This is a genomic window from Sphingopyxis sp. CR5 (assembly GCF_059693785.1).
This window is the reverse complement of the sequence record NZ_JCATIE010000021.1, coordinates 1-10,766: the sequence shown is the minus strand read 5'-3', so window position 1 is coordinate 10,766 and position 10,766 is coordinate 1. Positions and strand designations below refer to the sequence as shown.

Annotated in this window: 11 protein-coding genes and 1 pseudogene; 3 read left to right on the top strand and 9 right to left on the bottom strand. The window is 61.1% G+C overall.

Features of this window, described 5'->3' with window-relative positions; translation table 11 throughout:
• Positions 1 to 124: pseudogene (locus tag AC58D2_RS20545) on the top strand (IS5 family transposase); the annotation flags it as partial.
• Here the strand turns inward: AC58D2_RS20545 and AC58D2_RS20540 are convergent.
• The 6 genes from AC58D2_RS20540 to AC58D2_RS20515 form a co-directional block, all read right to left on the bottom strand.
• A complete protein-coding gene (locus tag AC58D2_RS20540) occupies positions 86 to 361 on the bottom strand; it encodes a very short patch repair endonuclease (protein ID WP_497392884.1) in 276 nt (91 codons plus the stop codon). The pseudogene AC58D2_RS20545 and the gene AC58D2_RS20540 overlap by 39 nt on opposite strands.
• Positions 342 to 1,280 (bottom strand): Eco29kI family restriction endonuclease, encoded by a 939-nt coding sequence (locus AC58D2_RS20535; protein WP_497392883.1) that lies wholly within the window; start codon positions 1,278 to 1,280, stop codon positions 342 to 344. The genes AC58D2_RS20540 and AC58D2_RS20535 overlap by 20 nt, the downstream gene beginning before the upstream one ends.
• A gap of 42 nt (positions 1,281 to 1,322) precedes the next feature.
• Positions 1,323 to 2,486, bottom strand: a complete 1,164-nt coding sequence (locus AC58D2_RS20530; RefSeq protein ID WP_497392882.1) for a DNA cytosine methyltransferase — start codon at positions 2,484 to 2,486, stop codon at positions 1,323 to 1,325.
• Positions 2,487 to 2,488: 2 nt separating this feature from the next.
• Positions 2,489 to 2,644 carry a CopG family transcriptional regulator gene (locus tag AC58D2_RS20525; RefSeq protein WP_497392881.1) on the bottom strand — a complete coding sequence of 52 codons (156 nt, stop codon included), beginning with the start codon at positions 2,642 to 2,644 and terminating at the stop codon, positions 2,489 to 2,491.
• Between the two features lie 167 nt (positions 2,645 to 2,811).
• Positions 2,812 to 3,213, bottom strand: coding sequence for a hypothetical protein (locus AC58D2_RS20520; RefSeq protein WP_497392880.1), 402 nt, complete (start codon positions 3,211 to 3,213; stop codon positions 2,812 to 2,814).
• Between the two features lie 152 nt (positions 3,214 to 3,365).
• Entirely contained in the window at positions 3,366 to 4,031 is a 666-nt protein-coding gene (locus AC58D2_RS20515; RefSeq protein ID WP_497392879.1) for a hypothetical protein, read from the bottom strand.
• 705 nt (positions 4,032 to 4,736) lie between these two features.
• On the opposite strand from AC58D2_RS20515, the gene AC58D2_RS20510 reads away from it, so the two are divergent.
• On the top strand, positions 4,737 to 5,180 hold the full coding sequence (locus tag AC58D2_RS20510) for a DUF2958 domain-containing protein (RefSeq protein ID WP_497392878.1): 444 nt from the start codon (positions 4,737 to 4,739) through the stop codon (positions 5,178 to 5,180).
• A gap of 98 nt (positions 5,181 to 5,278) precedes the next feature.
• The gene (locus AC58D2_RS20505; protein WP_497392877.1) at positions 5,279 to 6,991 is read left to right on the top strand and encodes a ParB/RepB/Spo0J family partition protein; all 1,713 of its coding nucleotides are present in this window, start codon (positions 5,279 to 5,281) and stop codon (positions 6,989 to 6,991) included.
• A 96-nt stretch (positions 6,992 to 7,087) separates the two neighbouring features.
• On the opposite strand, the gene AC58D2_RS20500 is transcribed toward AC58D2_RS20505, so the two are convergent.
• Genes AC58D2_RS20500 through AC58D2_RS20490 form a run of 3 tightly spaced genes read right to left on the bottom strand, consistent with a single transcriptional unit; the run spans position 7,088 to position 10,483 of the window.
• Complete coding sequence (locus tag AC58D2_RS20500) at positions 7,088 to 8,026, bottom strand: plasmid partitioning protein RepB C-terminal domain-containing protein (RefSeq protein WP_497392876.1); 939 nt, start codon at positions 8,024 to 8,026, stop codon at positions 7,088 to 7,090.
• Positions 8,013 to 8,882 (bottom strand): plasmid partitioning protein RepB C-terminal domain-containing protein, encoded by an 870-nt coding sequence (locus tag AC58D2_RS20495; protein WP_058456036.1) that lies wholly within the window; start codon positions 8,880 to 8,882, stop codon positions 8,013 to 8,015. Before AC58D2_RS20495 ends, AC58D2_RS20500 begins: the two co-directional genes overlap by 14 nt.
• 29 nt (positions 8,883 to 8,911) lie before the next feature.
• Positions 8,912 to 10,483 carry a recombinase family protein gene (locus AC58D2_RS20490; protein WP_497392875.1) on the bottom strand — a complete coding sequence of 524 codons (1,572 nt, stop codon included), beginning with the start codon at positions 10,481 to 10,483 and terminating at the stop codon, positions 8,912 to 8,914.
• Positions 10,484 to 10,766: the final 283 nt, after the last annotated feature.

Genomic DNA, 10,766 nt, shown 5'->3' with positions numbered 1-10,766 from the left:
GTTCAACAAACTCAAGAATTGGCGCAGGGTCGCCACCCGCTACGACAAAACCAAGGAATCCTACCTCGGCTTCGTCGCGCTCGCCTCAGTTAAACTCTGGATACCCTTTGTCCACGAAGCCTAGTTTGCAATTGGGGTCGGCATGACGATGCCAAAAGCAGCCATGCACGAAGATCGCGATCCTGCGCGAGGGCAGAATAATATCCGGCTTGCCGGGCAGGCCTTTGGCGTGCAGTCGGTAGCGCAAACCGGCCGCGTGGAGCGTTCGGCGGACGCGCATCTCAGGCTTCGTATCTCGACCCTTGATCTTGGCCATCTGCGCGCTACGCGCTGGGTCGACTTCAGTCGTCGGCTTCCTCATCGGTCGGTCCCTCGACATCACCAAGCGGCGAGACTTCGGGAACGTCCAAATCGCCATCCTGTTGCCGGAACGCCGCGATCATTTCCTCAATCAACGCCGGATGGTCCGAACGAGGCGGAACGCGGTTTAGCACCCCTTGGATGCGCGCTGCGATCTCCGCGACGCTGAGGGAATCCTCAAGCTCCTGGTCAAGCGCCCACTGCCGGCCTTGATGGACAACATCCCATGGAGAGCGCTTGTTCTTACGCGTCTTCGCGGCATCGCCATGCTTGCTCATTCCCCAACATGCCTTGGTGTCCGAGTTCCACAGCGGCCAAAACATTCCGATCAAATGTTTCTCAGCGACAAGCTGCGCGTTGGTCGCGCATACCAACCGTCGGCAGGAGAAATCAGCCAAGCGGATGGGATGCGTCACCGTGCCGGGATTCGCGAGAGCGTAATTCTCTGCGGTCGCGATCGTGCCGGCATGCTCGAGCAACCTGCCCGTAAGGCGCGGCCCTTGTTCGCGCGGGGTGCTGGCGTCGCGAGCGGATGGGTCCGCCTTCCCCACATAAATCGGTGTCTCTGTCCCGCTGATCGCCTGATAGAGCGGATGATCGCCTTCATAATATATCGCGTAGACACCCGAACCATAGGCGGGTTCCACCCGTCCGAGTGGAACGCGAGGCTGCGCCAGAAGCGCTATCGCGACCATACGACCAGCAGTCTTAGGGTCTGAGGGATCGAACATCGTGAGCGGCGTCGCGATGGGATCGGTGCTCGCGCGCGCGGCCTCGGTAGCCAACGCGTGCGCCTCAAGTCCAGCCCTGATTCGCCGCGTCACCGCTGGCGAGCTATTGGACTTTGCCGATTCAACGACATTCGCGAGCGCCTGATCCAGCGCATCCAGAGCGATTCGATCTGGGGATTTTCTTGCCATGGACGCCCGTCATAGCGCCCGATCGCTCCGCCACAAGGTCCGCTAAGCGACGGCGCGCCTCGTTAAGTTGGCTTGGCCTCGCTCGATCATGCCCGCGACCCATTTGCCAGCCTCCTCGCCGAGCTGAGCGGGAACCGCGTTGCCGAGTTGTCGCATCGTTTCCGACCAAGAGCGCGGGAACAGGAAATCATCGGGCAGGCCGACGAGGCGAGCCGCTTCACGCGCGGTGAAATAGCGAACCGAGCCATCATCCCGGACCATCATATTCTCGCCGCCTGGCACACCATGATCGCCGGCTTTGAGCGCTTTGGCGGGGAGGTCGAGCGGACTGCCTGTATGGCCCTTGTAAACGCGGGCTCCCGGCTGAAGGACATGATTGTTGCTCCCGGTGGGGTCGCCGAGGTCACGGAAGCAATCGCGAACCGTGACCCAAGGCAGGCCATCGGGGGCCTCACCGAGGGCGCGGAGTACCGCGACCCGGGCACGGTCGCGAGGCAACTCGGGTGCGGCGCGTGCGCGCAGGCCGTGGCGCCGCCAATAGTCGCCCGTCACATATTGATCCCAAAGAAGGCGATCGCGTGAATGGGTCGCGGGCATGGGCGCCGGATCGATGCCAAGCTGCGCGGCCAAACCAAATATCAAAACCCGATAGCGGATTTGCGGGGCGCCGTAGTCGGCGGCATTCACCAACTGCCAGCGCACACGATAAGCGGGAGGCCGGCTGGATGCCTGCAAGCGGTCCCGATGCGCGTCGAAATCCTCGCCCGCGCGGCGCGTATCGCCTGGATGGCGAAGATGTTCCGCGATCCACTCAAGATAACCGCGAAAGCGGGGCCCGGTGAGATTGCGGACATTCTCGAAGAGGAAAGCTTTTGGAGCGGCCTCGCGAATGGCTCGTATCGCCTCAGGCCACATATCCCGCGCGTCCTCATGGCCGCGCTTTTTGCCGCCAATGCCAAACGGCTGACAGGGCGGTCCGCCTGAAATCAGATCCAGCTCGCCCCGATGCGTCGCCCATTCGATATCGCGAACGTCGGTCAAGGACATCGGCCAGTGCGCTACATGCTCAACATTCCGCGCCTTATTGTGAAGCACCGTCGCGACGGCGTCGTCATCGAATTCCGCCATCAAGGCGTGACCGAAGCCCGCTCGCGATAGGCCGAGTGCCAAACCGCCGCAGCCGGCGAAAAGCTCCGCGCCCCGCATGATCAGCGACCGTTCGCGGCGCGCAGCACCGAGCCCTCGCCGATTTCGTCGAGATATTGTTCGACGGCGCGACGGACAATCCAAGCTTCCGTCACGCCTTCGCGCGCCGCGACAACTTCAAGCTGTGATTTGCGCGCCACAGTGAGAGTGGTCGTCACCCTCCGCGCGTTCAAGCCGTCTCGTCCCATGCGCCCGCTCTCCGAAAATCCGCGGCACTTTGCCGCGGATTGACTCACCTTATCAAGCTGTCGAATCGGGCGCAAGAGGGTTGAACAAATAGAGAACATTTTATGAGCATGCGTAACCCGTGAAATGCGCTTGTCCGTTAAAACAGGTGCCCGTCATCCGATGCGATGAGATCATCCAGCATCTTGCCCCAACCGTCCACGGCGGGGACGGTGAAGGACGCGCCCAGCCGTTCCTCATTTCGTGTGGCTATTTCAAAATGGCGGCCGAATAGCGCGTCACAATGAGCGCATCCGTTACTGAAATAGGACCCGTCGACGGTCGCGCTATGGCGAAGTTTCAGCGGCCCCAAATTGGGGATCGCCGACAGGCGGTCCGATAAAATGGTGGCGAGATGCGGGAAATCCGTGAAGTCGGCAACGTCGCATTCGGCAATCTCACTACCGCGCGTCAGTCGGATTGCTGGCGCGACAATGAATTCGGCGCCGCATGACCAACAATCGACAGTGGCCACTTTGGCCTGGATTTCTATCTCGTCCATGGCTGCTTATGGATAATGCACGGAGTTCGGTGACAAGGCGATGCTACCCTTGTTCGGAGGCAGCCGCTCTTGCGCCACTCCTCGTCCAGAGAGCCGGTTGATCGCGTCGCCGAAAATCGTTGTCGGGATTCAGTGCGACTCATCTCTCACTATCACTCGTATTCTCGACGCAGCGTTTCGCGCTGCGACAAGAGGTTCGAATATCGGCGACGGAACTCAGTCTCTTCATCTCCACGAAGCGGCGTACGGTCTAAGGCGAAGGTGCGGCCGCGGATAACGTCCAATATTCTGAACTCCTCTGTTGGCACCGTTGGCAACGCTTGGGTGAGCATCCATAGGCCCAGTCGAGCGGCGGTTTCCGAAAGTTCCGGATTCGGTGCGAAATAGGGATAAACCGCGCGTTCAGCGTCAAGGCCGTCGCGGACCGACAAAATACTGTCGATCTTCACAGTCGCGTCGAGCCCGGGAAAAGGGAAATAGGATTTCAAAGCGCGACCCGGACGGAACGGCTCATTCGTCCACCGACGCCGCTGATCCCACCAAACCAAGAAGCCTTGGCGCAGCTGAGGATAGAGGTTGGCTCTCGTCCCGTTCGCTGCGATCCGGGCGTCGACGAGCTGATAGAGATCGCCAGATCCGAAAACATGAGATTTCGCATCCGCCCAAAATGGCGCATAGAAATCGCCACCCGCCCCTCCATCTCCCGCTTCACGAGCTAGCTGCTCGCGAATATCCTTTCGAAGCTCGGATTGTTGTTTTGCTGCATCCAGAAACATGATCTTGAGCAGTTTGCGAAGATGAATTTGATCTAACGCCATAAGCCCCCCGCTTCATTATCGCTGATCACGGTGCTTTGGTCGAGATACTATCGCATCGATAAAATGCCTCCAATTTTTGCTTACCGCATCATTAGGTTGAGCCAGACGCTTCGTGATTTTTTGGTCCATAGCGACACCGCAGCCAGATTGGAGACGAGGCAAGAGGGGAAGGCCTTCCCCGACGGCCGGCCTAAGGTCCGTCCGCACCCCTTCCACAGGGGCTGGCCGCCCCCGCGACGCCCCGGAAATTGTGCGCGGTTGAAAATGGGCGCTCGCTGCCGGCGGCAGGCGCCGACAGGGATCGCGCGTCTGTCCTGACCGCGCTGCGCACTCGGCCCGGCTATCTTGACGATGCGGCGGCTAAGCACATCTGCGCACGCACGCCCCACCGCCTGCGGCCGCTCCGAGAGCGCGTCTCTTCCATGATCCGCCGGCGCGGCGGATAGGTTTTCGTCGCTGACAATCATGTCGGCGCCGCGCGGCACGCGGCGGCGTTGTCGATCGGCCTCCCGTCTGTCGCTGGGTTGGCCGGCTCTCCCCTCTGGGCGCGTCCCGGCGTCCCGCAAGTCGCTGCGCGGCTCTTCCTCTTCGTTCCAGCCCTTCGGGTGCGGGCCGCCTTCCTGGCCGCGCCCGGCAGGTCGTTCTCGCCGCCCACCCCCGCTCCGCCGGGGGCCTGATGGTTAGGGGGCGGGAATGGAGGATGACATGGGAAAGACCAAAGAGCGCCGCGATGGGGGCAAGCTCCTGTCCGCTGAATTGCATGATGCCCTGCGCGCGAATGACGAGGCGCGGCGTGCTGCCGTGATGGCGGGTGGGGTGGAGCCGGATTTCGTGCCGGTTGCCAAGCTCTTTTCGCCGGTCGGTGCTGCGACATGGCTCGCGACCGAATTGGGCGAGGATGGCGATACACTGTTCGGGTTGGCCGATCTTGGTTTCGGCTGTCCCGAACTCGGTTCGTTCAGCCTGTCCGAACTGGCGTCGGTGCGACTGCCTTTCGGTCTCGGTATCGAGCGCGATCTTGGCTTTACGTCCGAGGTTGCGTTGTCCGGCTGGACCGCTGCGGCGCGGCGCGCGGGATCGATCATCACCGCCGAACAGAATTTCCGCCGTGCCGCGCGTGGCGAAGAACTTCCGAAGTCCGAGGGCTGAGGCAGACGCGGGCGGCGCGTCTCGCCGCCGAACCTAAGCCGGTCCGCCCAATCGCGAAACTCGACGGACCGGCACCTTCCAGAAGAAAGGTGAAGACAATGAAACTCGACTTTATCGACCTTGGCAAGCTGTCGATCAGCAAGACCAATATGCGCTACGCCAAGAAGGCGCCGGATGTGGCGGATATTCTGCCGACCGTTCGTGCGCGCGGTGTTCTCGTTCCACTGATCGTCCGGCCAAACTGCGCCGAGGGTGCGTTCGAGATCGTGGCGGGAGCGCGGCGCTTCACGGCGGCTACCATTGTTGCCAGCGAAAAGGGCGATGCCGAGCCGCTGCCCTGTGCGATCCTCGAAGAAGGCGACGATGCCGCCGCACTCGAAGCCTCGTTGATCGAGAATGTGGCGCGGCGCGATGCGGACGAGGTCACCCAATGGGTCACCTATACGCGGCTGGTCCGCGAGGGCCGGAGCGTTTCTGACATTTCCGACACGTTCGGAATGCCCGAGGCAATGGTGAAGCGCATCCTCGCGCTCGGCAATCTGTTGCCGCGCATCCGCTCGCTCTACGCGAAGGAGAAGATCAGCGCGGGCACGGTACGGCACCTGACGATGGCGTCCAAGTCGCAGCAGCGCGCATGGCTGGCGCTGTTTGACGACACGGATGCCTATTGTCCGCAGGGGCAGCAGCTCAAGAATTGGCTGTTCGGCGGCGGCGCGATCAGTGCGGCCCATGCGCTTTTCGACGTCGAGGCGAGCGGCCTCGCGATCATTGCCGACCTGTTCGGGGATGATCGCTATTTCGCGGACAGCGATGCCTTCTGGACCGCGCAGCTTGCCGCCGTCGAGGAGCGGCGGGCGCGCTTTCTGGACGAGGGGTGGAACGAGGTCGTCGTCCTGCCCAAGGGCGACTATTTTCGCGAATGGGAACATCGCCACGCGGCGAAGCGCAAGGGCGGGCGTGTCTATATCGAGGTCCGCGATAGCGGCGAGGTCGATATCCATGAGGGCTATGTCACCGCCAAGGAAGCGGCACGGCTTGAAAAGGGCGAGAAGATCGAAGCCGCGCCCAAGGCGCCGCGTCCCGAAATGGCTTCGCGGATGCAGTCCTATGTCGATCTTCATCGCCATGCCGCCGTGCGCGCCGAGCTGACCGGCCATCCGGCTGTTGCGCTGCGTTTGATGGTCGCGCATGCCGTCGCGGGATCACCGCTCTGGAATGTGCGGGTCGAGCCGCAGTCGGCGAAGGACGACGATGTGCGCGAGAGCGTCGAGGTCAGTCGTGCCGAGACGGTGTTCGACGAGAAGCGGCGCGCGGTGCTGGCGCTGCTCGGTTTCGATGCCGAGGAACCAACGGTGACTGGCGGCAACTCCATATCGCTTGCCGACCTGTTCCAGCGACTGCTTGACCTGCCCGACCGAGCGGTAATGGACGTCATTGCTATCGTCATGGGTGAGACGCTGTTCGCCGGGAGCGCGGCCATCGAGGCGGTGGGTCTCCATATCGGTATCGACATGACTGCATGGTGGAGCGCCGACGACGCTTTCTTTGCCGGTCTTCGCGACAAGGAGGTGTTGACCGCGCTGGTCGCCGAGGTCGGCGGAGCCGAGGTCGCCGCCGCCAATGCCAATGAGAAGGGCGCGACCTTGAAGGCGATCGTTCGCGATCATCTGGACGGCAGCAATGGCCGCGCCAAGGTCGAAGGATGGGTGCCGAAGTGGATGGCCTTTCCGCCTACCGCATACACCGAGCGTAGCGGGGTCGGTGCCGCGATGGCGCGCATCGAAGTGGAACTGCAGCGCGAGGCCGCGTAATGATGCGGGCGGCGGCGACAAGCCGCCGCCCCGATCAATGGGCAAAAAATCGCGCGCCGCTCGCCCGTTCCGGACAAGCGGCGCGAGTCCTATCGGCTAAACGGTGGCCAAATGTTGCTGCGACGCGGGCTCGGCAACCACCCCCAAGGTCTCGATCTCGGCGATGCGTTCGAATTCGGCGAGATATTCTTGACGATGCAGCGTGAGCCAGCGCGCGACGTTCGGGTTGGCTAGTAGCTTCGACAGATAGCCGCGTGCGAGCGTCAAATGCAGATTATCTATGCCATAGCTGTCTTCGACCGACGTGATCCGGCTCTGAAGGACCGCAAGCTCACGCTCCATACGTGCGATCTGCTGCCCGTCGGGTGTGGGTGTTCGCCCCGGCCTGCCCTTATGCTTGACCAACTGGTCGGGTGACGTCGCGGCGAGGAGAGCGCTCGCAAAAACCGAACTGAAATTGTTCTGCCCAGCCATGAGATCGGCGGCTTCGATCTGGCGAATGGGAGACATGCGCCTCAGAATATCGAACACCTTGATCGAGCAATTCGTCTCTTTCAGCTTCTCCGCCACGTCGGGGCTAATTCCATCCAACAGCCGGAAGCGCTTCACGATCGTATCAGCCTCAAGGCCGAGTGCTTCCGCTATCTGCGCCGGCGCGACACCTCGTTCGACAGCTCGCACGATCATCCTGTGTTCCTGAACGGGCGGAAGACGGCTGATACGCTTGTTGTATGTGTAGGTGTCTTCCTCCGTCGCGAGCAGGCATTCGACTTCTTCTATGCCAAGTTGCTTGAGGGCTTCGATCCGCAAATGGCCGTCGAGAAGGTAATAGCGCTGATCGTTTCCCGGCGCGGCGATCACAGCTGGCGCCTCGACCAGCCCAATTGCTTTTATCGAACTCAATATTTGCCCGTATTTTCCGCTTTCGAGTGCGCCCTGCCGCAAGCTTTTGAGCGGCACGATCGCGGCGATCGGTACAGTGGCAAAGTCCCTGTCGAATGCCGCGCGAACTCGGCCCTCATCAATCGGCTGCATGACCTGCCATCCTTAGTTCAAGCCAGCGCGGAACCTGATCAAGGCTCTCAGCGCGCAGCATCGTGTGGAACCCGTCGTCAGCCAGCAATTCCTTCATTGCCTCGACGACGAAAAGCAGGCGAGTTTGCGCGAACTCGGATTTCTTGACCAACAGTCGCTGCTTCTCTGCTTCGCGCTGGTAAATTTCCATCAACTGACTGGCGGTCAGCCGACGCGACGTCCGTTTGCGGCCGAGCCTCCCATCTGGAAGGCCCTTATTACGGGCTTCGAGACGCGCTTCCAGCAATCGCCGAACCGCCGTCAGCTTCTTCCCTCGCAGATCGCCTTTTTCGTATGCGTCGAGCAATATTCGCTGCGCCTCGTCCGACTCCGCGCGTGAAATTTCGATCGCCAATGTGATGGGAATAAGCCCGGTCTCTACCGCCGAGAGGAGTCGCTCCTCACCACGCGAGATCAAGTTGAGAACCAGATTTACCCAAGATGCCGACACGCCGATTTTTTCCGCGATCGCCGTTTCGGTGTGTCCCCGCTTCCTGAGTTCGCCAACCTCGCGGATGAGATCGATTGGTCTGTGATGCCGTCGCGCGATGTTTTCGACGAGGCTCATGACGAGGCACTCGCTCTCGGTCGCCTCGATCACGACCGCAGGTATTTCCTCTTCTCCGAGCATCTGGAATGCCTCCAGACGTCCCTCGCCGCAGACGAGGTCATATACGAGCCCCCCACTTCCAGCCCTTCGGCTCACCGTGATGGGGCGCTTCAAACCGATCGCCTCGATATTGTCGACAATCTCGCGGTGCTGACGCTTGTTCCGCCCGCGGGGGTTCAGAACATTGATCCGGGATAACGGGATCATCTCTATATGCTGGGGGCGTGACACACCGCTCATGCGACCTCGCTCAGCGGCACCGGCGCCGCGATATGGTATAGATAATCGAGGCACTCGAACCGATAGGCATCGAGACCCAATCCATTGTCCTCCGCCAGCCGTAGCCGTCGCGCCGCGAGATCGATGCGGGGAAACAGATAATAATCGAGCGGTCGCCGGTTCATTCGGTCCATCCGAACGACGATGGTAATGTCCGGGAGAAGGGCGGTGTCGAACCGAGGCTTCCAGCGCAGCAAGCCCGTCGGCGTGGATGTGCAACGGGCTATGACTATCGACAGGCTGAACTCGCCGTTGACGAGAAGCCGCTCTCCTTTTTCGTCTTCGCCGACGACACTTCCCATCTCGACCAGACCCTCCAGAACACTCTTCACCACGTCCGGGTGCAGGCGTCGAAGGGCTCGGTTGATCTCAATATAACGGTAATCGTGGTCTGGCCGATAACCCACCAAGCTATAAGCTTGCAGCAGGCTTCCGAACCGCGACCCATAAGCACTGCTCGAGGCCATTCCGTCGGATTCGTCGATGATAAGGCCGGAGAGTAGTCCCCGGCGTTCGTATAGATCGCGAAGTGCGCCGAGCATCTCTTCGTCGCTAAGGCGGAATGAACGCGCCCCGATAATGGAGCGCGCCGCTTCGTATAGATCGCGCTCGACGATCGCATCAAAGGCGCCCTCCGCCCGGATCCAGATGCCCGGATCGTTTCGAACGCGCTTTTTCTTGAGCTTGAAGGATTGCCGGTTCCAGACATTGTCGCCGACATATTTCTCGTTGATCAGCACCTGATGGACTGTGCCCCGAGTCCATGGACGATCGAGGTCAGTACGGATTCCGCGGCGATTGAGGCCGTCCGCGATTTGAGCCTCAGTCTGTCCTTCATGAACGAAGGCCCGATAGACATCCCGAACGACCTCGACTTCCTCGCTCGGGCCCAGAGTGAGAATAACGCGATCGGTTTGAATGCTCTTATGTTCTCCGCGCTTCAGCACGGCCTTCACCTGACCGTGCTCGTCAACGAGCGTCCGCCGAAGCCCGAAACCCGCGCCGCCGCCTTGACGGAATCCTTTTTCGATTAGTCGGCCTTGCCCAGCGAAGACCTTTGCCGACAGTTCGCGGCTGTACTCGCCAGCCATCGCCCGTTTGACGCCCTTTACGATCGTCGAAACCGGGCTGCCGTCATTGTCGAACTGCTCCGCGCAATATTCGACGGCGATCCCCGCCCGCTTGCAGATATATTCATAGTAGGCGCTCTCGTCGGCGTCCTGAAACCGGCCCCAGCGACTGACATCATAGACCAGGACCATTGTGAAATCTGTGGCGCCGGTTTGAACATCTTCGATCAGCTGCTTCAGGGCGTCCCGACCATCGATGCGCAATCCACTCTTTCCGGCGTCGGCATAGGTTCGGACGATCTCAATTCCGCGAGCCTCAGCGTACCGGCGGATGGCCTCACCTTGATTCTCGGTGGAGTAACGCTGGTGATCGGTCGACATCCGTACATATTCGGCTGCGCGAACCGTTGGCGACAGCGCTTCGCCTTCTTTTCGGAACTGATCGGACCATTCTGCCACTTCACCAGCCCCAAATCTAAAGAGGATGGCTCGCAGGGTTCCGCCGTATGCGATCCCCACGAGTCGATGACGCAACGCGGGATGAGTATAGACGGCGAGGAGAGGTAAGATGTTGCCGAAAACGGGCAAGTGTTTACCGCAACGGCAGGCCGACATCACGTAAGCGTGGTCAGGAAACCGCCATCGATTAGCTGTCGCGGGATTTAGCGTCGGCGTAGGCGGCTTTTCCCTGCGCCCTTCGCTTGGCGAGCTTTGCCATGCGTGCGCTGATCTCGTCGGGGCT